Source organism: Streptomyces sp. NPDC091649, assembly GCF_044756785.1.
Taxonomy (GTDB): domain Bacteria; phylum Actinomycetota; class Actinomycetes; order Streptomycetales; family Streptomycetaceae; genus Streptomyces.
Map to the genome: position 1 here is coordinate 392,573 of NZ_JBIVTR010000004.1, position 23,457 is coordinate 416,029.

The window sequence follows — 23,457 nt, forward strand, 5'->3', positions numbered from 1 at the left end:
CCCGTCCCACCCCTGACCGTCCGGCCACGGCTCCCGTGCGGGCCCGCCACATGCCGCCGCCCGGCACCTGAGTGAGGTGCCGGGCGGTGGGTGCGGTCCGCGGTGCGGCGGTCAGTCGTCCGACGCGGCGTTGGAGGCGGCCGAAGCCGTCTTTTTCGCCGTCGTCTTCTTGGCGGCCGTTTTGGCGGTCGTCGCCTTCTTGGCGGTCGTCGTCTTCTTCGCCGCGGTCTTCTTGGCGGCCGTGGTCTTGGTGGCCGTCGTCTTCTTCGCGGCCGTCTTCTTGGCCGTCGCCTTCTTCGCCGGGGCCTTCTTGGCCGTCTTCTTCTTGGCGGGCCCCTTGGCGCGCTTCTCGGCGAGCAGCTCGTAGCCGCGCTCCGGCGTGATGTCCTCGACGCTGTCGTCGGTCCGCAGCGTCGCGTTGGTCTCGCCGTCGGTGACGTAGGCGCCGAAGCGACCGTCCTTCACCACGACCGGCGCACCGCTGACCGGGTCGGTGCCCAGCTCCTTCAGCGGCGGCTTGGCCGCGGCCCGGCCGCGCTGCTTGGGCTGCGCGTAGATCGCGAGGGCCTCTTCGAGGGTGATGTCGAAGAGCTGCTCCTCGGAGGTCAGCGACCGGGAGTCGGTGCCCTTCTTCAGGTACGGGCCGTAGCGGCCGTTCTGCGCGGTGATCTCGACGCCTTCGGCGTCCTCGCCTACGACGCGCGGCAGCGACATCAGCTTGAGGGCGTCGGCGAGGGTGACCGTGTCCAGGGACATGGACTTGAAGAGGGAGGCGGTCCGCGGCTTCACCGCGTTCTTGCCGGTCTTCGGGGTCCCCTCGGGCAGCACCTCGGTGACGTACGGGCCGTAGCGGCCGTCCTTGGCGATGATCTGGTTGCCGCTGACCGGGTCGGCGCCCAGCTCGAAGTCGCCGCTGGGCTTCGCCAGCAGCTCCTCGGCGAGCTCCACGGTCAGCTCGTCGGGGGCCAGGTCCTCGGGGACGTCGGCGCGCTGGTGGCCCTCGGCGTCCTTCTCGCCCCGCTCGATGTAGGGGCCGTAGCGCCCGACGCGGAGCTTGATGTCATTGCCGACGGGGAAGGAGGAGATCTCCCGGGCGTCGATGGCGCCGAGGTCGGTGACCAGTTCCTTCAGGCCGCCGAGGTGGTCGCCGTCGCCGTTGCCCGCGTCGGAGGCCGCTCCGGCTCCGGCGGTGTCGTCACCGGACTGGGCGCCGAAGTAGAAGCGCTTGAGCCACGGCACGGACTTGGCCTCGCCCCGCGCGATGCGGTCGAGGTCGTCCTCCATACGAGCGGTGAAGTCGTAGTCGACGAGCCGGCCGAAGTGCTTCTCCAGCAGGTTGACCACGGCGAAGGACAGGAAGGACGGGACGAGTGCCGTGCCCTTCTTGAAGACGTAGCCGCGGTCCAGGATGGTGCCGATGATCGAGGCGTACGTGGAGGGGCGGCCGATCTCGCGCTCTTCGAGCTCCTTGACCAGCGAGGCTTCGGTGTAGCGGGCCGGGGGCTTGGTGGCGTGCCCGTCGACCGTGACCTCGTCGGCGGACAGCGCGTCGCCCTCGGCCACCTGCGGCAGCCGTCGCTCGCGGTCGTCCAGCTCGGCGTTCGGGTCGTCGGCGCCCTCGACGTACGCCTTCATGAAGCCGTGGAAGGTGATCGTCTTGCCGGAGGCGGAGAACTCGGCGTCGCGGCCGTCGTTCGCCCGGCCGCCGATCTTGACGGTGACGGAGTTGCCGGTCGCGTCCTTCATCTGGGAGGCGACGGTCCGCTTCCAGATCAGCTCGTAGAGCCGGAACTGGTCGCCGGTGAGCCCGGTCTCGGCAGGGGTGCGGAAGCGGTCGCCGGAGGGGCGGATCGCCTCGTGCGCCTCCTGCGCGTTCTTGACCTTCCCGGCGTACGTACGCGGCTTGTCGGGGAGGTAGCTCGCCCCGTACAGCTGCGTGACCTGCGCCCGCGCCGCGGAGACCGCGGTGTCGGACAGGGTCGTGGAGTCCGTACGCATATAGGTGATGAAGCCGTTCTCGTACAGCTTCTGCGCCACCTGCATGGTCGACTTGGCCCCGAAGCCCAGCTTGCGGCTCGCCTCCTGCTGGAGGGTCGTCGTCCGGAAGGGTGCGTACGGGGAGCGGCGGTACGGCTTCGACTCGACGGACCGCACCGCGAAGGAGGAATCGGCGAGTGCGGCGGCCAGCGCGCGGGCGTTCGTCTCGTCCAGGTGCAGGGTCTGGGCGGAGCCGGCCTTCAGCTGCCCGTCGGGGCCGAAGTCGCGGCCCTGGGCGATCCGGCGGCCGTCGACCGCGCTGAGGCGGGCGGTGAGGGTCGAGGGGTCGGAGGCGTCACCGGTGCGGCCGGTGGCGAACTTCCCCGTCAGGTCCCAGTACTCGGCGGAGCGGAAGGCGATGCGCTCGCGCTCCCGCTCGACGACGAGCCGGGTGGCGACGGACTGGACGCGGCCCGCCGAGAGCTTCGGCATGACCTTCTTCCACAGGACCGGCGAGACCTCGTAGCCGTAGAGGCGGTCGAGGATACGGCGGGTCTCCTGGGCGTCGACCATGCGCTGGTTGAGCTCGCGCGGGTTGGCGACGGCGGCCCGGATCGCGTCCTTGGTGATCTCGTGGAAGACCATCCGGTGGACCGGGACCTTGGGCTTGAGGACTTCCTGCAGGTGCCACGCGATGGCTTCGCCTTCGCGGTCCTCATCGGTGGCGAGGAAGAGTTCGTCGGACTCGGCCAGCAGCTGCTTGAGCTTTCTGACCTGGGCCTTCTTGTCGGCGTTGACGACATAGATCGGCTGGAAGTCGTGTTCGACATCCACGCCGAGGCGGCGGACCTCGCCGGTGTACTCGTCCGGGACCTCGGCCGCGCCGTTCGGGAGGTCGCGGATGTGCCCGACGCTCGCCTCGACGACGTATCCGGGGCCGAGATAGCCCTTGATCGTCTTCGCCTTGGCAGGCGACTCGACGATGACGAGTCGGCGGCCGCCCTGTGCGGTCTCGCTGGTCGGGGACAACTTCGCTCTTCTCTCCGGTCGACACTCGATGGGCATCCGGGCAGCGTCGTGACGCTGCCCGCGGTGCTGTCGCTGCGGAGTGTGACGGTACAACCCGCCCCCGTGTCAAACGGCAAAAGCCCGCAACGGCCACTCGAACGGTAACCCGACTTCCGCCATTCCTGCCGCCCGGACTGCCGGGTCCGCGCCGCGCGGAGACTCGCGCCGGGTCTTTTCGGAGGTGGTCACGGTGTCCGCCGGGCGGGCTGTCGGCCCGGGCGCCGCCCCGCCGGAGCGGGGATCAGACGAGCGAGAAGCACCACACGCCGAGGCCGAGGAATACCACGCCGAAGAGCGTCGTGAGCGTGGTGGAGGCGACGGGGCTCACACCGTGAGCCACCGGCGCGCGGTGCAGTGCACGCGCCCCCGTCCAGATCAGGAGGGCGGCGCCGAACAGAGTCAGGGCCGTACCGGCGAAGACTGCTGAGACGCTCTCCATGTCGTACCCCTAGACCGTCGTGGCGAACCGCCCGGGACGGTCTAGCCGGCCCCGGGGCCCGACCTCGACGGTCCGGCACGGGGAGGTTGTCACCCCGGGGCATCAGCCACACGAACCCGGGGTGAACAGCACTCCCCCGCCGACCAGCGGAACACCATCGGCCGCAGCCGAACCGCAGCCCGAGCGCAGCTGGGCCGCGGCCGGGCCGTGTCCGGACCGCCCTCCGGCCCGATTCTCAAGCCGCACGAACGACACCCGGAGTCCGCACGGGAGCCGCGTCCGGGACGCACGGGAGCCGCGTCCGGGACGCACGAAAGCCGCGTCCGGGACGCACGAAAGCCGCATGAAAGCCGCGTCCGAGCCGCATCCGAGCCTCGCGAAAGCCGCATGAGGGCCGCCTCCGGGCCGCTGCTGGCCTCTGCTGGCCGCTTCTGGCTCCGCGACAGCCGCATGAGGGCGGCATCGGGGCCGCATGACGACGGGCATAAGGGCCGCATGGGGGGCCCCGCACGCAGTGGGTTCTGGATGCCTTACGGACGCCGCCCACGTCCTCGGCACACCCGCGGTGCGACGAGCAGAACCGGCTGGACCACCGGTCCGAATGGCCGGGGCGATGGCCGGACGGATGACCGCACCGGTGGTCGGACGGATAGCCGGACGGGTGGTCGGACCGGTGGTCGGACGGATGGCCGGACCGGTCGGCTCAGCCGCCCTCCGGAGGCCCTCCCTACCGATCGCGACCGGAATACGCGGCCCGGGCGCGTCGGACGGGGACACCAAGCGGGAACGCGCTGGTGGCCGGGACGACGACGCCTCACCCGGGGGGCGGACCCGGTCCAAGCGGAAGGCAGCCGCACGCCGCACAGGCAGGCCCTGCCGGCCGCCCGCCGCCGCGCCGCTCAGCCCCGCTCCCCCTACGCGCCCCCGTGTCCCACGCCGGACACCGGCTCCAGGAAGCCCTCCTCGACGAGCAGCCGGATCGCCTGTGGGGTGCGGTCGCGCAGGAGCACCGGGTCCTCCGCCATCAACTGCGCGATGGCGTCCAGGATCCGCCCGGCGGGCAGCGAGCCGTCGCACACGCCCGCGAACCCGGCGGCCACGGCGTCGACCTTGGTCGCCCGCATCATGCCGCGGTGCTGACGCAGCACCACGTGCTCGGGGTCCTCCGCGCCCGGCAGGCCGACCTGCTCCTGCACGACTTCCGCGGCGAGGACGAAGTGCCCGGCGAGCAACGCCGCGTCGTCCTGATCGCGGAGGAAGTCCTGGCGGGCGAAGTGCTCCTGGACGGCCTGGCCGAGTGGCTGCCGCACCGCGTGCGGCCACTCCTCGACGACGATCGAGGGGTTCCCGGCAGCCGCCGCCGCGGATTTGCGCAGGGTGATCCAGCCGAACCCGACGGACGTGGTCCCCCGCGCCTCGAACTCGTCGAGCCACGCCGCGTACCGCTCGTCGTACGCGTCGGGGTCGCTGCGGTGGTCGCCGCTGTCCCGCAGCCACAGCTCGGCGTACTGCGTGACGTCCTGGACCTCGCGCTGGACGATCCAGGCGTCGCAGCCGTACGGCACCCAGGAGCGCAGCCGGTCCTGCCACTCCTCGCCCTCCACGTGCTGCCAGTTGGCGAGGAACTGGGCGTACCCCCCCTCGTTCAGATGGTCGCCGGACTGCTGCACCAACGTGCGGCACAGGTCGTCGCCGCCCATGCCGCCGTCGCGATAGGTGAGGCGGGCGCCGGGCGAGATGACGAAGGGGGGATTGGAGACGATCAGATCGAACGTGTCGGAGCCCACCGGCTCGAAGAGCGAGCCCTCACGCAGGTCGGCGGGGGCGGCGCCGGACAGGGCGAGGGTGAGCCGGGTGAACTCCAGGGCACGGGGGTTGAGGTCGGTGGCGGTGACCCGGGTCGCGTGCTGGGCGGCGTGCAGCGCCTGGATGCCGGACCCCGTACCGAGGTCGAGCGCCGAGGCGACCGGCGTACGGACAGTAATCCCGGCGAGGGTGGTGGAGGCCCCGCCGACGCCGAGGACGACGCCCTCCTCGCGCGAGCCGATCCCGCCAGCACCGCCGACCGCGCACCCGAGGTCGGACACGATGAACCAGTCCTCGCCGTCCGGCCCCCCGTACGGCCGTACGTCGACGCTCGCGCGGACCGTGCCGTCGTCCGCCGCCCGGGTCACCCAGCCGTCCGCCACGCACTCGGCCAGCGGCAGGGCGGCACGGGCCCGCTCCTCGGAGACGGGGCGCTGCAGAAGGAACAGCCGCACCAGCGTGTCGAGCGGGGCCTCGCCCCGGGTGGCCCGCAGGGCGGGGACCGTCTCGCTGCGGGCGAGGGCGGCATAGGCGGGCGCGCCGAGGCGGTCCAGGAGCCCGTCCGCGGTGAAGTCCGCGGCGAGCAGGGCCTCACGGAGGACGGCGGCGTGGTCGGGTGCGGGAAGGCTGCTCTTACTCACCCACCCATTGTGTCCGCTCCCACCGACAACGGCAGCGGCCCGGGCACCCACCGGGTGTCCGGGCCGGGAGAGCGCCGTTCCCGTTCAGTCCTTCTTCTCCGCGGACTCCTTCTCCGCGGACTCCTTCTCCGAGGGCTCCTTCTCGGCGGAGTCCTTCTCGGCGGATTCCGCGTCCTTCTCCGCCGAATCCTTCTTCTCGGAGGCCGGGCCCTCCGACGCGTCGGCGCCGGCCGCACCGGAACCGGAGGGGCCGGTCGAGGCAGTCGGCTTCTGGCAGCCCTTCTGCTTCGCCATCGCGGCGCCCACCTCGCCGGACTGGAGCTTCTTCAGAGCCTGGTCACCGCTGGTGCTGATCTTGTTCAGCTCGTCGGCGATGCCCTTCAGCCCGTCGGCGAACTTCGCCTGGTCCTTGGTGTCGAGCGCGTCGACCTCGGTCTTGAGGTCGGCATACGCCTTCGAGGAGGCGTTGAGCTCCTTCACCGCGTTCTTCTGGGTGGTCTCGCCGTCCTCGACCGGCGGCGGGCCCGCCGAGTCCACGGCGCTGCCCAGCGCCTTGTACGCCTGGGAGATCTGCTGGAAGGCGGCCGAGTCGGTCTTCTGGACGTCGGCGGGCTTGCTGTTGTCCGCGGTCTGCTGCTGGATGGAGGCGTTGGCGTTGGCGATCTTCTGCAGTTGCGGCTGAACCTGGTCGCAGACCTTCTTGGCCCAGTCGTTGACCTTGTTGTCGCTGTCGTCACTGCAGCCCGACAGCGTCAGTACGAGTACCGCACCGCCGGACAGTGCGGCTGCAAGCTTCTTGTTCACCGGATGGGTCCCTTCCAAGGCTCTCGGCCCCGGAACTTACACGCCGAGGGGACGCCAGCCGGGTGCCGGTCATCCGGTGTGCATGCTTTTGAAGCCATTTGCACCAAGGGAAATGAGGGAGATGCCACTCGCTCAAAGAAGCGGACGCCCGAGCGGTCACTCATCCGAATGATTTCTCCCGATCGTCGGCCCACGCGGGCGCGGGCGACACCGGACGAGGGCCGACGAGAGCGGATCGCGACGACGCGAGCGGTGGCCGGGCGGACGAGGGCGACCAGAGGAGCGTCGGACGGACAGGCCGTCAGCCCTGCCCGTGCGAGCGGCCCCTGACGCGCAACCACGTCCCGGGGCCGCCGGCGATCTCACGCGTACGGGTCCAGAGGCCGCCGCTCCCACGCGTACGGGTCCAGAGGCCGCCGCTCCCACGCGTACGGGCCACGGGGCCGCCGCGTCTCCCGTACGTACTCCCGGTCACGGAGACAGGGCCACGGGTACTCCCGTACGCGCTACCGGTCACGGGGCCACCAGTACCCCCTACGCACTACCGGTCACGGGGCCACCGCGGGATCGGGCGCGGCGGCCGGAGGGCCGCCGTCCCCCGAGGCGTCGTCGTCGCCCGCGGAGATGCCCCGTCGCTTGGAGACGTAGACCGCGACGACGATGATCCCGATGGCGATGGCGGCCACCAGCGCCCGTACCCAGGGGTTCGTGTCCGCCCCGTAACTGAACTGCACGATCGCCGGGGCGATGAGCAGGGCGACCAGGTTCATCACTTTGAGGAGCGGGTTGATCGCCGGGCCGGCCGTGTCCTTGAACGGGTCGCCGACCGTGTCGCCGATGACGGTCGCGGCATGGGCCTCACTGCCCTTGCCGCCGTAGTGGCCGTCCTCGACGAGTTTCTTGGCGTTGTCCCAGGCGCCGCCGGAGTTGGCGAGGAACACCGCCATCAGCGTTCCGGTGCCGATCGCGCCGGCGAGGTAGGAGCCGAGCGCGCCGACGCCGAGGCTGAAGCCGACCGCGATCGGCGCCAGCACCGCGAGCAGCCCCGGCGTGGCCAGCTCGCGCAGGGCGTCGCGGGTGCAGATGTCCACGACGCGCCCGTACTCCGGCTTCTCCGAGTAGTCCATGATCCCGGGGCGCTCCCGGAACTGCCGCCTGACCTCGTGGACCACGGCTCCGGCGGACCGGGACACGGCGTTGATGGCGAGCCCGGAGAACAGGAAGACGACCGCGGCGCCCAGGATCAGGCCGACGAGGTTGTTGGGCTGTGAGATGTCCAGGCTCAGTCCCAGGTCGCCCGCCCCGGCCCCGACCTCGTCGACCGCCGTGGCGATGGCGTCGCGGTAGGACCCGAAGAGCGCTGCGGCCGCCAGGACGGCGGTGGCGATGGCGATGCCCTTGGTGATGGCCTTGGTCGTGTTGCCGACCGCGTCGAGGTCGGTGAGCACCTGGGCGCCTGCCCCCGTGACGTCCCCGGACATCTCGGCGATGCCCTGGGCGTTGTCCGAGACCGGCCCGAAGGTGTCCATGGCCACGATGACGCCCACCGTGGTCAGGAGGCCCGTACCGGCGAGCGCGACCGCGAAGAGCGCCAGCATGATCGACGTACCGCCCAGCAGGAACGCCCCGTAGACGCCGAGGCTGATCAGCAGTGCGGTGTAGACCGCCGATTCCAGGCCGATGGAGATGCCCGCGAGGACCACGGTGGCCGGGCCGGTGAGTGAGGACTTCCCGATGTCCTGGACGGGGCGGCGGTTGGTTTCGGTGAAGTAGCCGGTGAGCTGCTGGATGAGCGCGGCCAGGACGATGCCGATGGCCACCGCCACCAGCGCGAAGATCCGCGGGTCGCCGCCGTGCGCGGCGATCGCCCCGTCGGTGACCCCGTCCAGCTCGGCGTACGAGGACGGCAGATAGGCGAAGGCGGCCACGGCCACCAGGGCGAGCGAGATGACCGCGGAGATGAAGAAGCCGCGGTTGATCGCCGTCATGCCGCTGCGGTCCGCTCGGCGCGGGGCGACCGCGAAGATGCCGATCATGGCGGTGACGACGCCGATCGCCGGGACCATCAGGGGGAAGGCGAGACCGGAGTCGCCGAACGCGGCGGTGCCGAGGATGAGCGCGGCGACGAGCGTCACGGCGTACGACTCGAAGAGGTCGGCGGCCATGCCCGCGCAGTCACCGACGTTGTCACCCACGTTGTCGGCGATGGTGGCGGCGTTACGCGGGTCGTCCTCCGGGATGCCCTGCTCGACCTTGCCCACCAGGTCGGCGCCCACGTCCGCGGCCTTCGTGAAGATTCCGCCACCGACCCTCATGAACATGGCGATCAGTGCCGCGCCGAGACCGAACCCCTCCAGCACCTTGGGCGCGTCGGCGGCGTAGACGAGTACGACGCAGGAGGCCCCGAGCAGACCGAGCCCCACCGTGATCATTCCGACGACGCCACCGGTACGGAAAGCGATCTTCATCGCTTTGTGCGAGACAGCAGTGAGATCCTTTTCCGGTTCCCCTTCCGCCGGAGTCGCCTCACGCGCCGCCGCGGCCACCCGCACATTGCTGCGTACGGCGAGCCGCATGCCGATGTATCCGGTCGCCGCCGAGAAAAGCGCACCGACCAGGAAGAAGAGGGAACGCCCGGCGCGCTGCGACCAGTTGTCGGCCGGCAACAGGAACAACAGGAAGAACACGATGACGGAGAAAGCACCGACCGTGCGCAGCTGGCGGGCCAGATAGGCGTTGGCGCCCTCCTGGACCGCCGCGGCGATCTCCTTCATGCGTTCGGTGCCCTCACCGGCCGCCAGGACCTGGCGGACGAGCAACTGGGCGACGATCAGCGCGGCGACGGCGACGACCGCCACCAGGATGACGATCAGCCGGTTGCCGTCGGTGAGTACCGCCGCCGCGAGGGAGGCGGGCCGGTCGGAAAGTGCGGATTCTTGCGTCAGTGCTGCCATTGGGGTGGTGAAGAACTCCGCCATACGTCCTCCTTGACGCTCAGCGCTCAAGTCGTGGACGGATTGTAGGGAGCGGAACCTGATCAAAACAGTGGGCGGGAAGAGAATTGATCGCTCTCCCTCCAACGCCGAAAGATCAACGGAGAGACCCTGTTCGAATGCAGTAACGGGGCAGGCACATTAGTCGGAGAGCCTCAAGAAAAAATGCCCTGCTCAACTGTCTCAGGAAAACGAAACATCACCCGCGCGCCGCGCCTCGGTGCGGCTCGAATGCCATCGCCTCGGTTCCACGAGATCGCGCCGCACGGGCCGCGCGTCGCGGGCACGGGCCGCGTCGCAGGCAGAGGCCGCCCGTCGCAGGCACAGGGCCATCCGGCCACGGGTCGGGGTCGGGGTCGAGGTCGGGGCCACGGGATCACGAGCACGGGATCGCGAGCACGGGGGGCCCAGGGCCAGCCGGGCCGCAAGACCAAGGCTCCGGGCCGCGGAATCCCGAGCATGGGGCTCTGGGCCTCCGGGACCCCGAGGCTTCGGGGCTCTGGGTCTCCGGGGCGCAGAATCGCGAACCCGGCCCAGGGCGGCCGGGCACGGTCACACGAAACGGGTACGTGGCACGGGGCCGGGCGCAGCCACGGGCCTCCCTGGCTCCGGCGACGCGGCCCGGCACGCGCAAAGCCCACGCGCTTCGGGTTTTCGGGGGTTCGAAGCCTCGGGGCTTCGGGGATTCAGGGGACCGAGGCTCCGGGAGTTCAGAGCTTGGAGCTCGTGGGCCAGGCTTCACGCCACCTCGTGAGCACGAGGCTCACACCTTCGGGACCATGAGCACGAAGCAGGCGGCACGAAGCAGGGGCCCGAAGCAGGGGCCCGAAGCAGGGGGCACGACGCAGGGGCACGAACCTCAGTGCCGCACTGCGGCGTCGGCCGTCGGCCAGCTCATGCGGATCACTCCGCCGCCCGCACCTGAACGGACCTCCACGTCGTCGACGAGGCCGCTGATGACCGCGAGGCCCATCTCGTCCTCGCCCTCGCCGTCCATTTCAGGCCCGGGCCGGTCCAGCCCCGCTCCGGAGGCACCGACGCTGCCGTACGCGCCGGACGCGGCCGGATCCCCGCCTGGTCCGGGAACACTGTCCCCGACCTCGATGGAGAACGTCTTCTCCTCCTCGGTCAACGCCACGCTGACCGGCGCGCTGATGCCGTGACTGCGGTGCAGCCCGACCGCGCGACTGCACGCCTCACCGACGGCGAGTCTGACCTCGTCGAGCAACGCCTCGTCGACGCCGGCCCGGCGCGCCACGGCGGCCGCCACCAGGCGGGCCGTCCTGACATGCTCAGGTTGGGCGCTGAAGCGGAGTTCAACGGTGGCCATGCCATCCCCCTCGAACGTTCGGGCGTACGCCTCAGGGGCCCCGGGCGTGTCGCCCGGCACCCCTGCTCTCCTCCTCCGGGAGCCGACAAAGCCGACAGCCGACCCGAGAGTCGACCGCCCGCCCGTCGCGGCCCATGCGCTGCCGCTGCCGGCCTGTTCACCGCCTGCCGACCGGCCCTGGGGCCGGTCCGCTCCGACCTCAGTCGGTGGCGGCGACAGCCTCGTCGACCGTGGTGTGAATCGGGAACACCTTGGTCAGACCTGTGATCCGGAAGATCTTGAGAATGCGCTCCTGGTTGCAGACCAGGCGCAACGAGCCCTCATGGGCCCGGACACGCTTCAAGCCGCCCACGAGCACGCCGAGGCCGGTGGAGTCGAGGAAATCGACGCCTTCCATGTCGACAACCAAGTGGTAGCTGCCGTCATTCACCAACTCGACCAACTGCTCGCGCAGCTTGGGCGCGGTATACACATCAATCTCGCCACCGACCTCGACGACCGTACGGTCGCCACCAGGGCCGGACACATTGCGAGTCGACAGGGACAGGTCCACGGATCCTCCAGCACCTTGCTATCGAGCGGTCGCCCCTCGCTCTCCCCGACGGAGGCCAGGGGACGGATCGCCAGCCGCGATGGCATTCAATCACTTACCAGCAGCCATGCACGACGCCTTGGGACCATTGTCCGTCACGCCAGTGACACACTCGGTGCCGATGGCCAAGAATCACCGTCCCGGACGACCACCCGAGAGTGGGGGCTCGCACCCCTCTCCCGCCATGATCCTCGACCGGCTCGCCGCAGGGGCGGGCCGGGCCGCGCGCATCACTCATACGGAGCACCTGCCCCCGCGATCGGGAACCCATGCCATCTGGCCGGATCGCATCCGGCCAGAAGTGATCTCAGCGATCCAGAACGCCGGAATCGGCCATCCGTGGGCGCACCAGGCGGCCGCGGCCGAGCACGCGCTGGACGGCGAGTCGGTCGTGATCGCCACCGGCACGGCCTCCGGGAAGTCCCTCGCCTACCTCGCGCCGGTCCTCAGCGCCCTCCTGGACGGCTCCGAGGCCCCGAACGGCCGCGGGGCCACCGCCCTGTACCTCGCGCCCACCAAGGCCCTGGCAGCCGACCAGCGGCGCTCGGTGAAGGCGCTCGCGACTCCCCTCGGCAAAGCCGTCAGGCCCGCCGTCTACGACGGCGACACCCCGGTCGAGGAACGCGAATGGGTGCGGCAGTACGCGAACTACGTCCTGACCAACCCCGACATGCTGCACCGCGGGATCCTGCCCTCCCACCCCCGCTGGGCGTCCTTCCTCCGCGCCCTGCGCTTCGTCGTGATCGACGAGTGCCACACCTACCGCGGCGTCTTCGGCTCCCACGTCGCCCAGGTTCTACGCCGTCTGCGCCGCCTGTGCGCCCGGTACGGGGCCGATCCGGTCTTCCTGCTGGCCTCGGCCACAGCGGCGGACCCCGCGGTCGCAGCCGGGCGTCTGACGGGCCTGCCCGTCCAGGAGGTGTCCGACGACGCCTCCCCGCGCGGTGAGCTGGTCTTCGCCCTGTGGGAGCCCCCGCTGACCGATCTGCACGGCGAGAAGGGCGCACCCGTCCGCCGTACCGCGACGGCCGAGACCGCCGACCTGCTCACCGACCTGACCCTCCAGGGCGTCCGCTCGGTCGCCTTCGTACGCTCCCGGCGCGGCGCGGAACTGATCTCGGTGATCGCCAAAGAACGCCTGGCGGAGGTCGACCGCTCGCTGCCGCAGCGGGTCGCCGCCTATCGCGGGGGTTACCTCCCGGAAGAGCGCCGGGCCCTGGAACGGGCGCTGCACTCCGGCGAGCTGCTCGGTCTGGCGGCCACCACCGCCCTGGAACTGGGCATCGACGTTTCCGGCCTCGGCGCGGTCGTCATCTCCGGCTACCCGGGCACGCGGGCGTCCCTCTGGCAACAGGCGGGCCGCGCCGGCCGCTCGGGGCAGGGCGCGCTGGCCGTTCTCGTGGCCCGGGACGACCCGCTGGACACCTACCTGGTGCACCATCCGGAGGCGCTGTTCCAGCAGCCCGTCGAGTCGACGGTGCTGGACCCGGACAACCCCTACGTCCTGGCCCCCCACCTCTGCGCCGCGGCCGCCGAGCTCCCCCTCACCGAGCCGGACATCGCGCTCTTCGGCCCCGCAGTGGCCGACCTGCTGCCCCAACTGGAGGCGGCGAAACTGCTGCGTAAACGCTCGTCCGGCTGGCACTGGACCCGTCGCGAACGGGCCGCCGACCTCGCCGACATCCGAGGCGGGGGCGGCCGTCCCGTCCAGATCGTTGAGGAGGGCACCGGCCGCCTGCTGGGCACCGTCGACACGGCCGCCGCCCACACCGCCGTCCACGAGGGAGCCGTCCATCTCCACCAGGGCCGCACCCACCTGGTCCGGAAACTGGACCTGGAGGACTCCGTGGCCCTGGTCGAACAGGCCGAGCCGCCGTACTCGACGGTCGCCCGCGACACGACGGCCATCACCATCCTGGAGACCGACACCGAGATTCCCTGGGGTCAGGGGCGGCTCTGCTACGGCTCCGTCGAGGTCACCAACCAGGTCGTCTCCTTCCTCCGCCGAAAACTGATCACCGGGGAAGTCCTGGGCGAGACGAAGCTCGACCTGCCGCCCCGCACCCTGCGTACCCGCGCCGTCTGGTGGACGGTCACCGAGGACCAACTCGACGCGGCCCGGATCAACCCGGAAATCCTCGGCGGCGCCCTCCACGCAGCCGAGCACGCGTCGATCGGCCTGCTGCCGCTCTTCGCCACCTGCGACCGCTGGGACATCGGCGGCGTCTCCGTCCCCCTGCACCCGGACACGCTGCTGCCGACGGTCTTCGTGTACGACGGCCACCCAGGTGGAGCCGGATTCGCCGAGCGGGCCTTCCACACCGCCCGTACGTGGCTGACGGCGACCCGGGAGGCCATCGCGTCCTGCGAGTGCGAGGCGGGCTGCCCCTCCTGCGTCCAGTCCCCCAAGTGCGGCAACGGCAACGAGCCCCTGCACAAACGCGGAGCCATACGCCTGCTCACCGAACTTCTCAAGGCCGCACCCCCGGACCCGGACGAAGCGACCACGACGCCGACGGACTGAGCCACCGGAGCCTGAATCGCCTGGCAACCAGCCGCCGACGAGCCGTCGACGATTGCCTCCCGGAAAACCCTGCCGGGAGCTCTGGCGAGAGGGCTGATCGGGGCAGCGTCAGAAGCTTTGGTGGCAGGCGCTGTCAGCACCAAGGCGCTACCAGCAGCAGGACGCGCTGTCGCTGTCAGGACGGCAACATCGGCGACACCAAGCGTTTCAGTTCCGCCTCGCCGATCGCTCCGGTCCGCGCCGCGGCGATCCGTCCCTCCGGGTCGACGATGACCGTGAACGGATATCCGGCAGTGTTCACCACGCCTTTCGGGAGCCGAAGAAGCTGTCGGCCCTGCGGGTCGTGCAGGCTCGGATACACGAGTTCCGCGTCCTTCTCGAAGGCCCGTGCGTCACCGACCGACACATCCGCGTTGACTCCCACCACTCGCAGGCCCTTGCCGTACAGGTCCGCGTGCACTCGGGAGAGTCCCGGGGCCTCGGCCCGACACGGACCGCACCAAGAAGCCCACGCGTTGACCACAACGACCTTGCCGCGCAGTTCGTGCAGGCTGACCCGGCCGTCCCCGTCGACGCGTTCCCCCACCATCTCCGGCATCGCCACCCGGTCCGCGCGGGCGTACGACTTCAGCGGCGCGGGCCCACCGGTGTCGCCCGCAGGCAGGGGCGACACCGAACATCCCGCCATCGCGGCCGACAGAACGGCCACCGCGGTCCAGACCCTCAGCGTCTTCACGATCATCGATGATGCCACCCGGGGCACTGCGGGCAGACGCGCGCCCACCCCGGATCAGGCGGAACGGTCGAGCGGCCAGGCCGGTGATCATTCTCTCGCCGGCCTCCGGACCCGGCCACCCTGTCGACAAGTCCTGCTGAGGAGCCGGCCCGGGCCACGTCAGCCGAGGGGCCACGGCCCAGGGCCCGGCAGGCAGACAGGCAGACAGACCGTGGCCGGATCAGTAGGTCGCCGGTCCGGGGGGGGCGACGGGTGGATCAGTCCCGGGGCGACGGGGGGCTCAGTCCGGGGACAACGGGTGCGTCAGTCCGGGAATCGGTCGGTGAACCGTCCGTGAGTTGGCCGGGGGACCAGCCCGGGTGTCGGTCGGTAAGCCCGCCCGGAAATCGGCCGGTGGGCCGGCGCGAGCCCTGACGGCGGGTTCGTAGGGGCCGAACGCCGAACGGGTGGTCACATCTGCGATCTCCCCCTGCATCGTGCAGCGGACGAGCCCGGCGCCCTGTGCCACGGCCACCTTCCGGGCCGTCTCGCAGGCGACCACCGCTCCCTCCAGCGCCCGGTCCGCAGCCGCGAGGGCCGCCAGGTCCGCGGCCCCGCCCGCGCGGTGACGGGCAGCCACAGCCTGTCCCAGCGCAAGCACTGCCGCGAACACGGTGCACAGCCCGGTCGCGGTGACAGCCACCCACACCGTCGCCACACCCCGATCCCCGCCCCGGCGAGCACGCCGGCCAGCACGCCGGCTGACACCCCGGTCCCCGCCCTGGTCGGCACGCCGATCCGCACCCCGGCCCACTCCCGGGGCCGTGCCTCGCCCCGTGTTCCGGCTCCATCGCCGGAACACGGGGCGGCGGTGCCACCTGTCCGCCCTCGAGCCCTCCTGCCTCCCAGCCCTCATGACTCGGCTCCCCCCACCGTGTCCTCCGCCAGGGCGGCCGCCTCGGCGCTCAACGTCAGGGCCAGCACTCCCGGCCCCGGGGTCGGCGCCTCTACCCGGACGCGCCACAAGCCCCCCGCACGAGCTACCTCGACCCGCGCACCGTCCGGCGCCGCGTCACGCGCGGCTTCCAGCACCGCCGCCGCCGGCTCCGAGCGAGCCGCGGCCCGTGCCCCCGCCCGCGCCGCGTCCACGCACCGGATCTGGTCGGAGGCCGCCATCAGCGCCCACAACAGCGCCACGGCGAAGGCCACCAGGACCGGGATCACCACGGCCGCCTCCGCGGTCACCGCGCCCCGGTCGCCGCCCGCATCACCGCCCGTTGCACAACTCCGGCGACGCCCCCGGGAGAGGTCACGGTCCGACGCCACGGGCGGCTCCCCCGGGCAAGCCCCCGGCGAGGTCTCAGAACTTCGCATCGAGGGCGTCCTCGACCAGTGACTGCAGCGCCGACAGCACCGGCCCGCTGTTCACCACCTTGTAGAGCACCGCGGCGAAGGCACATGCCGCGATGGTTCCCACCGCGTACTCGGAGGTAGTCATCCCTCGGTCGGACCGGTCGAGCCGCCCCGCCCGCCGTGCGGACCACCTCTTCGGCCGGCCCAGCAGTCCGGTGGGCCACCAACCCCCGCGCACAGCATCGCGGGTCCGGCCCCAGAACTTCGTTTCCATGTCATCCCCCGATGAGCATCAATGATGAGCGGGTGTCCGAGCGGAACACCCGTGTGTGAAACCGAACCGAAATGAACGCCCCGGCAGGTCTCTGAGGTCACCGCCGACAGTCACCGCCGACCACGAACCCTCGTAGCTCGCCGACCCGGCAGCCCGTCGGCATCGCACCTGCCGGCCCACGCCAGGCAGATCGCCGAGGTCATGCGCTGCGAACCGGCGTCCGGCCGGTCCGCGTAGCCTTCAGCGGCCTGGACGGCCGGTCGCCAGCAGCTCGCCGGCCAAGCCAATGATCACCGGGGCCACGCCGACCGCCAGGAAGGCGGGGAGGAAGCAGAGGCCGACCGGTGCGGTGATCAGCACTCCGGCCCGCTGTGCCCGTGCCACCGCCGCTCTGGCTCTGTCGGCGCGCATCGACTCGGCCAGCCTGGCGACCGGCTCCGCGGCCGGTGCCCCCGTCGAGCCCGCCCGGTGCAGGCACCGGGCCAGCGGGCCGGCGCCCGGTATCTCCCCGAACCTTCCCCACGCCTCGGCCGGTTCACCACCGAGACGGATCTCGGCCGCAGTTCGCGCGAGCCGATCACCGACCGGGCCGCCGATGGATTCGCCCACCTCTTGGGCTGCCTCCCGAGGGCCTGCCCCGACCGCGATACAAGCCGCCAGTAGATCCGCGGCCAGGGGAAGCTGCCCGGCGATCGCAGCCCGCTCCGGATGGGAACCCCCGGAACAACGCCGGGGCCGGGTTCGCTGCCACCGCCACGCCCCGTACGCCGCAGCCGAACCGACGACGCAGCCCATCACCCCGCCGACCAGAATCCAGCCGGTCAGCCACGCCCCGGCCGGAGCCGCCCACCGTCGAGCGGCCTCGAAGAGACCCGAACCATCGCTCGACCGGGACAGCGCGGCCCTCCGGCTCCACCTGCCGGGACGTGCCCTCGAGGTCGTGCCCGACAACACCGCGACCCGACCGCGAACCGCTCGCTTCCGATACCCGTCGGCAGTCACGGCTGCCAGCTGCACCGCCACGCCAGCCCCCGCGAACAACATCCCCAGGCTGTGGAGAACTTCTCCGCCCATCGCCTTCACGCCGCCTCACCTCGGCGCATGATCCGGCACGCCCAGAACAGTCCCGACGCCTCCAGGGCCACGCCCAGCGCCAGACAGGCCAGACCGCCCGGAGTGTGCAGCAGTACGCGCAAAGGATCGGCCCCGAGTGCCGCCCCCAGCCCCAGACCCGCGACCGGAAGCAACGCCAGCACCACGACGGTCGACCACGCTCCCGCCAGTTGGGCGCGCAACTCCTCCCGCCTGCGCCGGTCCTCCCGCAGGGCGGCCTCCAAGCGCTCCAGCCCGGCCGCCAACCCGGCTCCGCCGTCCACGGCCACTCGCCAGCAGGCGGCCATCCCCGCCAGACCTCCCAGCCCCGGCCCCTCGGCCGCCTGCCGCAGAGCAGCCGGAACATCGCCGCCGAACCGCGCCGCCGCCAGCACCGCGGACTCCGCCTCCCCCAGCAGGCCGCCGGCCGCCGTCGAAGACGCGTCCCCCGCCAGGTCCGCGCGCAAAGCGACCAACAACGCCTGCCCGGGCTCGCGGCCGGCCCGCAACTCCCCGACCACGGCGCCGCACAACGCCGCCACCGCGATCGTGGCCTTCTCCGCGTCCCGCGCTCCGGCCCGTCTCCGCAGCCACCGGCGTATCGAGGGAACCGCCACAGCCGCCGCGAGCAGCGGCAGCACGGAACCCCCCAGCACCGCCAGCAGCAACCCGGCGGGAACACACCACCATTCCCGCCGCTCCCGGGCCGTTTCGGTCACGCGCTCCCGTGCCCGGGCCACCCGGGGCCACGCCCGACGCGGCTGGGGAAGCGAGCCCACGAACAGCACCCGCGCCCGGCGCGCTCCCGGTTCCCGCATCGCGAGCCACACCGCCGAGCCCACGCAGAGGGCCACCGCATGGGCCGCGTACGCCGGCGTTCCCCCCGTCACAGCGCCCCTCCGATCAGCGAGCGCAGCCGTTCCCATCCCCGCTCCGGAACGAATCCACCGACGCCCCAGCTCAGGGCCGGAACCGTGAGGACCAGACCTGCCGCGTCCCGCTCAAGCACGTGCACCTCGGCGACCCGCCGCTGCCCCGTGCGGTCCCGCACGAGATGTACGATCACCGAGAGCGCGGCCGCCAGCTGGCTGTGCAGGGCTACCCGGTCAAGACCGGCCGCGGTGCCCAGCGCCTCCAGCCGGGCGGGAACATGCTCGGCCGCGTTCGCGTGGACGGTGCCGCACCCTCCTTCGTGCCCGGTGTTCAGAGCGGCCAGCAGTTCGGTGACCTCGGCGCCCCGCACCTCTCCGACCACCAGCCGGTCGGGCCGCATGCGCAGCGCCTGCCGCACCAGGTCTCTCAACGTCACCCGGCCCGCGCCCTCCTGATTGGCCGGGCGGGACTCCAGGCGGACCACATGCGGATGGTCCGGCCGCAGTTCGGCGGAGTCCTCGGCGAGCACGATCCGCTCGTTCACGCCGACTGCGCCCAGCAGGCTGGAGAGGAGCGTCGTCTTGCCCGCCCCGGTGCCCCCGCTGATCACGTAGGAGATCCGTGCTTCCACGAGGGCTCGCAGGATCCGGTCGCCGCCCGGCGGCACCGTGCCCGCGGCCACCAGCTCCATGAGCGAGAAGGCCCTCGGCCGCACCACACGCAGGGAGAGACAGGTCGAGCCCATGGATACCGGGGGCAGCACAGCGTGCATCCGTGTTCCATCGGGCAGGCGTGCGTCTACCCATGGCCGTGCGTCGTCCAGCCTTCTTCCGGCCACCGCGGCGAGACGCTGGGCCAGCCTCCGGACCGCCGCCGGGTCCGGGAAAGTGACCCCCGTCAGCTGCAGCCCGCCGCCCCGGTCCACCCATACCCGGTCCGGCGCGGACACCAGCACGTCGGTCACCTCCGGGTCCACGAGCAACGGCTCCAGCACCCCTGTGCCGACGAGTTCGCCGCGCAGCTCCTCCGCGGCCCCGAGCACCTCGGCATCTCCCAGCAGCCGCCCCTGAGCCCGTAGCGCGGCGGCCACTCCGGCCGGGGTGGGAGCGGCACCGCTGCGCGCCAGCCGCTGACGTACGGCGTCGAGCATGTCGTCCGTCATACCGTCCCTCCCTCGGGTGGGCCGGTCACAGAACTCGCGTCGCCGACCGCCATCGCCTGCTCCCAGAAGGCCGAACAGAAGCGCGCCAGCGGGCTCCTGGCGGTGCCGCCGGGCGGGGTCCCGTCGTCCTGGGAGGCCAGAAGACCTGCTTCCCAGGGCAGTTCCCCGAGGAGCGGCAGTCCGACGGCTCCGGCGACCCATCGCCCGTCCAGCCCCGACGCATACGGGGCCCGGGGCACTACGCGAAGGTCGTCCAGCACCATTCCGACCGTGGACGCGACGCGTTTGGCCGCCGCGACCGCGCGCAGTTCGCCCGGAACCACGAGCAGGCCGAGATCGAGTTGGGCCAGGGCTTCCGCGACTCCCTCGTCGACCCGGCGTGGGAGGTCCACGACCACCACCCCGCCGAGTCGGCGCGCGGCGGCCAGCACCGCCCGCATCGCCTGCGGCGGGATCACCACCTCGTGGTCGCGACCCCAGCTCAGCACCCGCAACCCGTGGAGTGCGGGCAGCGAGTCCTCAAGGGCTCCACCGCCGAGACGCCCCTTCGACTGCGCGAAATCCGGCCACCGCATGCCTTCGGCCCGCTCACCACCGAGCAGGACGTCGATCCCTCCGCCCAAAGGATCGCCGTCGATCAGCATCGTCCGCCGACCGGCCCTCGCCGCACTCACGGCTAGAGCGCAGGCCAGCGTCGATGCGCCGGAGCCGCCCCTGCCGCCCATCACGCCCACGGTGAGTGCGGGCCGACCCACCCCTTCGGCGGCGTTGGCGATCTGATCGACGAGCCAGCCCTCGGAATCGGGCAGTCGCAGCACATATTCGGCCCCGATCTCCACCGCCCTACGCCACACGTTCGGGTCGTCCTGGTCCCGGCCGACGAGCATCACGCCCTTCCTGCGGCCGGCGCCCCGACACCGCGCGGCGGCGTCATCTCCCACCAGCACCATCGGAGCCCGCTCCCAGCCGCCGCGACGTCCGGGCGGCCCGTGGTGAACCTCCGGCTCGGCTCCCGCGGCCGCGCACAGCCGCAGCAGGTCGTCAAGCAGCTCCACGTCCTCCGTCACGATCAGTGGGCCTACGCGCTGCCCCTCGGCGACCGCCGGCCCTTCTCCTGCGGATCCAGCCACGATCTCCGCCCCCTTCTCACTGCCACTTCAGTGCGGTTCGCGGCGTTCTCGGAGAGTTTCCGAGATGCGCGATTCCTCCACCCACGTACTTCGCGGTGGAATCAACGTGCAGCAGGACGGAAAAACATGTGGATCTTGGTGAAGAACTGTGGACAACCTCGAGGTTGTGAATAACTTCGTAACCCGAACCAGCGACTTCCGCAGTGCAGCCTCATGGCTACACACTGTGATGAGACGAGTCGCATGATGCCCGGCTCGCACAATCCGGCCCCTGGCGGCCAGATGGGAGGCACAGGTGATTCCCACCCTCAAAACGCGTCCGGACATGCGACGACCCCCGCCGGGGGGGAGAGCGGGGGTCGTCTCCACGGCCGACTCGGGGGGGGGAGGAGTCGGACCGGGTTAGCACGGTCGCGAACGATCCGTGACTTCCATGGTGTACCCGACGGCCTTCTCAGGCAAACCCACGCGCCGGGGTTTACGCCGAATGGCGGGGCCTATGCTCAGCGTTGTGGAAAACTGCTTCTCGCCGCGCACAGCAGCCTTCTTTGACCTGGACAAGACGGTCATTGCGAAGTCTTCGACGCTGACCTTCAGCAAGTCCTTCTACCAAGGCGGACTGATCAACCGCCGTGCCGTACTGCGCACCGCGTACGCACAGTTCGTGTTCCTCGCCGGGGGCGCCGATCACGACCAGATGGAGCGGATGCGTGAATACCTCTCCGCCCTCTGCAAGGGGTGGAACGTCCAGCAGGTCAAGGAAATCGTCGCCGAGACCCTGCACGACCTGATCGACCCGATCATCTACGACGAGGCCGCCACTCTCATCGAGGAACACCACACGGCGGGACGGGACGTAGTCATCGTTTCGACCTCGGGTGCCGAGGTCGTAGAACCCATCGGCGAACTGCTCGGCGCCGACCGCGTCGTCGCCACGCGCATGGTCGTCGGCGACGACGGCTGCTTCACGGGCGAGGTCGAGTACTACGCGTACGGACCGACCAAGGCCGAGGCCGTGAGGGCGCTCGCGGTCTCGGAGGGGTACGACCTTTCGCGCTGCTACGCCTACAGCGATTCGGCTACCGATGTGCCGATGCTGGAGTCGGTCGGCCACCCGCACGCGGTCAACCCCGACCGCGCGCTGCGCCGCGAAGCGACCCTTCGCGAGTGGCCGATTCTCGTCTTCAATCGCCCGGTCCGGCTCAAGCAGCGCCTGCCCGCCTTCTCGATGCCACCCCGCCCCGCGCTCGTAGCGGCGGCAGCGGTCGGCGCGGCAGCCGTCACCGCAGGACTGGTCTGGTACGCCAGTCGTCGACGTGTCGCCGCCGCCACCCAACCACGGTGAAATGGAGTGACACGTGACCATCTCGGTGACGCGCCCGCAGGAACAACCCTCGCCCGATTCGCCACTGTTTGAACCAAAAAGTAAAGAAGGGAGCCCAGGGGTTTCCGTTCTCCCGAACCTGGAGTACAAAGGATTCACGGCCCGCGAGACCAAGGACATCCGGGAGGATGACCCGTAACGCAGAACGGCCCCACGGACCGAACACGAAAGCCGGGCACCCACGCGACGTCGACCCGTCGATTACGGGCCAGCCGCACCAGGTGACGGGCAAAGTACCCGACCTGATGGGCAAACCACGAGGACGCTTGGTAACTCGGCGGACGTGCCAGCGGCGGTACCGCAGTTCGGTACCGCCGCACCCCTTGCCCGGGCGGGGGCCCTCCGGCCGATCAGCCGACCCGAGAGTCTCCTGATCCGCCGCCCGCCACCTCGGGCCCTCAGGCCGCGCCGCGCTGAAGCGCCTCGCACACAGCGGTCGACTCGCGTACACCCAGCTCGATCGAGCGCCCGCAGTGGGTGATCCACGCAGCCATGCCCTCCGGAGTGCCGGCCGTGTAACCCTCGAACGCCGCGACATAGGCCGCCTGGCCCTGCTCCGCGTGCCCCACCTCCGCCGGACAGATCGACTTCGGATCCAGTCCGCTGCCGATCAGCACGATGCGCTCCGCGGTCCGGGCCACCAGACCGTTGTACGAGCCGAACGGGCGCAGCGCCAGCAATTCACCATGAACCACAGCAGCCGTGACCAGGGCGGGGGCGCCACCTCCCGCAATGACCAACCGGGAAAGCCCTTCGAGCCGTCCCGCCACCTCATCGGCCCCGGGAAGCGACGCTTCGATCAACGGCTCGTCGACGGATTCACCCGCCAGTCGAGGACGCCCCACCGCGTCGTCGGGGGCCGCCCCGCCGGCTGCCACCAAGTGCAACCGAGCCAGCACCCGCAGCGGCGACTGCCGCCAGATGGAGAGGAGTTGCCCCGCCTCTGCGGTGAGCCGCAGCGCGGCACCGACCACACGCGCGTCATCCTCGCCACTGAAGTCGGTTCGCCGACGCACCTCTTCGAGGTTCCAGTCGGCGCCGGCCAGCGCGGCCGAGCCGCGGGAGCCGCGCAGGGCGGCTTCGGCCGTGACCTCATTACTGCGGCGCCGCATGACGCGATGACCGTAAACCCGGTCCACGGCCTTGCGCACGGAGTCCACGGCATCGGACACGCCGGGCAGAGAGCCGAGCGCGGCAAGCGGGTCTGAGGCTGTCGTACTCATAAGTAGCGAGGCTACGCGCCCACCGCTCCCGGACCACCCCCAAGTGGCGTTCTTCACGAACGACGACAACACATCGC

The 23,457-nt window shown here is 71.2% G+C and carries 18 protein-coding genes; 2 read left to right on the forward strand and 16 right to left on the reverse strand.

Translation table 11 applies throughout. The features are described 5' to 3' along the window. Nucleotides 1-111 precede the first annotated feature (111 nt). The 7 genes from topA to ACIQMU_RS11490 form a co-directional block, all read right to left on the reverse strand. Entirely contained in the window at nucleotides 112-3,006 is a 2,895-nt protein-coding gene (gene topA / locus ACIQMU_RS11460; protein ID WP_402688732.1) for a type I DNA topoisomerase, read from the reverse strand. Nucleotides 3,007-3,286: 280 nt separating this feature from the next. Then, entirely contained in the window at nucleotides 3,287-3,484 is a 198-nt protein-coding gene (locus ACIQMU_RS11465; RefSeq protein WP_352239631.1) for a hypothetical protein, read from the reverse strand. Between the two features lie 914 nt (nucleotides 3,485-4,398). Then, nucleotides 4,399-5,931 carry a methyltransferase gene (locus ACIQMU_RS11470; protein WP_352239632.1) on the reverse strand — a complete coding sequence of 511 codons (1,533 nt, stop codon included), beginning with the start codon at nucleotides 5,929-5,931 and terminating at the stop codon, nucleotides 4,399-4,401. An 84-nt stretch (nucleotides 5,932-6,015) separates the two neighbouring features. Then, nucleotides 6,016-6,735: a small secreted protein gene (locus tag ACIQMU_RS11475; RefSeq protein ID WP_402688733.1), complete on the reverse strand. Its 720-nt coding sequence runs from the start codon at nucleotides 6,733-6,735 to the stop codon at nucleotides 6,016-6,018. Nucleotides 6,736-7,283: 548 nt separating this feature from the next. Then, nucleotides 7,284-9,713, reverse strand: a complete 2,430-nt coding sequence (locus ACIQMU_RS11480; RefSeq protein ID WP_402688734.1) for a sodium-translocating pyrophosphatase — start codon at nucleotides 9,711-9,713, stop codon at nucleotides 7,284-7,286. 874 nt (nucleotides 9,714-10,587) lie between these two features. Continuing rightward, complete coding sequence (locus ACIQMU_RS11485) at nucleotides 10,588-11,058, reverse strand: ATP-binding protein (protein WP_352239635.1); 471 nt, start codon at nucleotides 11,056-11,058, stop codon at nucleotides 10,588-10,590. A 199-nt stretch (nucleotides 11,059-11,257) separates the two neighbouring features. Further along, entirely contained in the window at nucleotides 11,258-11,611 is a 354-nt protein-coding gene (locus ACIQMU_RS11490; protein ID WP_003967428.1) for an STAS domain-containing protein, read from the reverse strand. Between the two features lie 79 nt (nucleotides 11,612-11,690). Between ACIQMU_RS11490 and ACIQMU_RS11495 the strand changes: the two genes are divergently transcribed. Further along, on the forward strand, nucleotides 11,691-14,174 hold the full coding sequence (locus tag ACIQMU_RS11495; RefSeq protein ID WP_402688735.1) for a DEAD/DEAH box helicase: 2,484 nt from the start codon (nucleotides 11,691-11,693) through the stop codon (nucleotides 14,172-14,174). A gap of 175 nt (nucleotides 14,175-14,349) precedes the next feature. Here ACIQMU_RS11495 and ACIQMU_RS11500 read toward each other — a convergent pair whose 3' ends face one another. The 8 genes from ACIQMU_RS11500 to ssd all read right to left on the reverse strand — a co-directional run bounded on the left by ACIQMU_RS11500 (nucleotide 14,350) and on the right by ssd (nucleotide 20,773). Continuing rightward, a complete protein-coding gene (locus tag ACIQMU_RS11500; RefSeq protein ID WP_352239637.1) occupies nucleotides 14,350-14,910 on the reverse strand; it encodes a TlpA disulfide reductase family protein in 561 nt (186 codons plus the stop codon). A gap of 280 nt (nucleotides 14,911-15,190) precedes the next feature. After that, nucleotides 15,191-15,805 (reverse strand): Rv3654c family TadE-like protein, encoded by a 615-nt coding sequence (locus ACIQMU_RS11505; RefSeq protein ID WP_402688736.1) that lies wholly within the window; start codon nucleotides 15,803-15,805, stop codon nucleotides 15,191-15,193. After that, nucleotides 15,802-16,263, reverse strand: a complete 462-nt coding sequence (locus ACIQMU_RS11510) for a TadE family type IV pilus minor pilin (protein WP_402688737.1) — start codon at nucleotides 16,261-16,263, stop codon at nucleotides 15,802-15,804. The genes ACIQMU_RS11505 and ACIQMU_RS11510 overlap by 4 nt, the downstream gene beginning before the upstream one ends. After that, complete coding sequence (locus ACIQMU_RS11515; protein WP_023607855.1) at nucleotides 16,250-16,387, reverse strand: DUF4244 domain-containing protein; 138 nt, start codon at nucleotides 16,385-16,387, stop codon at nucleotides 16,250-16,252. The genes ACIQMU_RS11510 and ACIQMU_RS11515 overlap by 14 nt, the downstream gene beginning before the upstream one ends. A gap of 369 nt (nucleotides 16,388-16,756) precedes the next feature. Continuing rightward, nucleotides 16,757-17,599, reverse strand: coding sequence for a type II secretion system F family protein (locus ACIQMU_RS11520; RefSeq protein ID WP_402688738.1), 843 nt, complete (start codon nucleotides 17,597-17,599; stop codon nucleotides 16,757-16,759). After that, nucleotides 17,596-18,498: a type II secretion system F family protein gene (locus ACIQMU_RS11525; protein WP_402688739.1), complete on the reverse strand. Its 903-nt coding sequence runs from the start codon at nucleotides 18,496-18,498 to the stop codon at nucleotides 17,596-17,598. The genes ACIQMU_RS11520 and ACIQMU_RS11525 overlap by 4 nt, the downstream gene beginning before the upstream one ends. Next, nucleotides 18,495-19,643 carry a TadA family conjugal transfer-associated ATPase gene (locus tag ACIQMU_RS11530; RefSeq protein ID WP_352239642.1) on the reverse strand — a complete coding sequence of 383 codons (1,149 nt, stop codon included), beginning with the start codon at nucleotides 19,641-19,643 and terminating at the stop codon, nucleotides 18,495-18,497. Before ACIQMU_RS11530 ends, ACIQMU_RS11525 begins: the two co-directional genes overlap by 4 nt. Further along, the gene (ssd, locus tag ACIQMU_RS11535; protein WP_352239643.1) at nucleotides 19,640-20,773 is read right to left on the reverse strand and encodes a septum site-determining protein Ssd; all 1,134 of its coding nucleotides are present in this window, start codon (nucleotides 20,771-20,773) and stop codon (nucleotides 19,640-19,642) included. Before ssd ends, ACIQMU_RS11530 begins: the two co-directional genes overlap by 4 nt. Nucleotides 20,774-21,272: 499 nt before the next feature. On the opposite strand from ssd, the gene ACIQMU_RS11540 reads away from it, so the two are divergent. Further along, complete coding sequence (locus tag ACIQMU_RS11540; protein ID WP_352239644.1) at nucleotides 21,273-22,118, forward strand: HAD-IB family hydrolase; 846 nt, start codon at nucleotides 21,273-21,275, stop codon at nucleotides 22,116-22,118. A 437-nt stretch (nucleotides 22,119-22,555) separates the two neighbouring features. Here ACIQMU_RS11540 and ACIQMU_RS11545 read toward each other — a convergent pair whose 3' ends face one another. Further along, entirely contained in the window at nucleotides 22,556-23,380 is an 825-nt protein-coding gene (locus ACIQMU_RS11545) for an oxidoreductase (RefSeq protein ID WP_352239645.1), read from the reverse strand. Nucleotides 23,381-23,457 lie beyond the last annotated feature (77 nt).

What these genes read in the sequence shown, in the direction of transcription:
- ACIQMU_RS11465 (WP_352239631.1), bottom strand. Translation starts at nt 3,484, where the DNA reads ATGGAGAGCGTCTCAGCAGTCTTCGCCGGTACGGCCCTGACTCTGTTC.
- ACIQMU_RS11480 (WP_402688734.1), bottom strand. Translation starts at nt 9,713, where the DNA reads ATGGCGGAGTTCTTCACCACCCCAATGGCAGCACTGACGCAAGAATCC.
- ACIQMU_RS11485 (WP_352239635.1), bottom strand. Translation starts at nt 11,058, where the DNA reads ATGGCCACCGTTGAACTCCGCTTCAGCGCCCAACCTGAGCATGTCAGG.
- ACIQMU_RS11495 (WP_402688735.1), top strand. Translation starts at nt 11,691, where the DNA reads ATGGCATTCAATCACTTACCAGCAGCCATGCACGACGCCTTGGGACCA.
- ACIQMU_RS11505 (WP_402688736.1), bottom strand. Translation starts at nt 15,805, where the DNA reads ATGAGGGCTGGGAGGCAGGAGGGCTCGAGGGCGGACAGGTGGCACCGC.
- ACIQMU_RS11510 (WP_402688737.1), bottom strand. Translation starts at nt 16,263, where the DNA reads ATGCGAAGTTCTGAGACCTCGCCGGGGGCTTGCCCGGGGGAGCCGCCC.
- ACIQMU_RS11515 (WP_023607855.1), bottom strand. Translation starts at nt 16,387, where the DNA reads ATGACTACCTCCGAGTACGCGGTGGGAACCATCGCGGCATGTGCCTTC.
- ACIQMU_RS11530 (WP_352239642.1), bottom strand. Translation starts at nt 19,643, where the DNA reads ATGACGGACGACATGCTCGACGCCGTACGTCAGCGGCTGGCGCGCAGC.
- ACIQMU_RS11540 (WP_352239644.1), top strand. Translation starts at nt 21,273, where the DNA reads ATGCTCAGCGTTGTGGAAAACTGCTTCTCGCCGCGCACAGCAGCCTTC.
- ACIQMU_RS11545 (WP_352239645.1), bottom strand. Translation starts at nt 23,380, where the DNA reads ATGAGTACGACAGCCTCAGACCCGCTTGCCGCGCTCGGCTCTCTGCCC.